This is a genomic window from Novacetimonas pomaceti (assembly GCF_003207955.1).
GTDB classification, from domain to species: domain Bacteria; phylum Pseudomonadota; class Alphaproteobacteria; order Acetobacterales; family Acetobacteraceae; genus Novacetimonas; species Novacetimonas pomaceti.
Genome location: NZ_NOXG01000120.1, coordinates 1 through 691, shown reverse-complemented (window position 1 = coordinate 691; position 691 = coordinate 1). Strand labels below are relative to the sequence as shown.

Sequence of the window (691 nt, the reverse complement as noted above, 5' to 3'; positions counted from 1 at the left end):
GCGGCGAGGTCGCGCAGGCTGAGGAACTTGCGCGAGGACATCAGCCGCGAAAGGTAGCTCGACATCGCGCCCACGGGCGGGGCGATCGACATCTCGTTATCGTTGAGGATGACGATCAGCCGCTCCGCCCCCGGGCCGCAGTGCGAGGCGTTGTTCATCGCCTCGTACGCCATGCCCGCCGAAATCGAGCCGTCGCCGATCACCGCGATGACGTTGCGCTCGCGGTAGGAGGGGTCATGCTCGGCGCGCAGGTGGTGGGCGACCGCCATGCCGAGGCCGGCGGAAATGGAGGTGGAGGAATGCGCCGCGCCGAACGGGTCGTATTCGCTCTCGCTGCGGCGGGTGAAGCCCGAAAGCCCGCCCGGCTGGCGCAGCGTGCGGATGCGGTCGCGCCGCCCCGTCAGGATCTTGTGCGGATAGGTCTGGTGGCCGACATCCCAGATCACCCGGTCGTCGGGCGTGTCGAACACCGCATGCAGCGCGACCGTCAGTTCCACCACGCCAAGCGACGCGCCCAGATGCCCGCTCGTCGTCGAGACCGTGTCGATCGTCTCCGCACGCAGCTCGTCCGCAAGTGCCTTGAGCTGCTCCACCGAAAGGTTGCGAAGGTCATGCGGGTAACGCACCCGGTCCAGATGCGCAAAACGGCCCAGCGTCGGGATCGAGCCCCAGGACTCCGCGTCGGGGGAGG

Annotated in this window: 1 protein-coding gene; it reads right to left on the bottom strand. The window is 68.5% G+C overall.

Going from position 1 to position 691, the window contains the following annotated elements; all coding sequences use genetic code 11:
• A partial coding sequence (locus CFR71_RS15945; protein ID WP_275405122.1) for a 1-deoxy-D-xylulose-5-phosphate synthase N-terminal domain-containing protein occupies positions 1-662 on the bottom strand: 662 nt, incomplete at its 3' end.
• Positions 663-691: the final 29 nt, after the last annotated feature.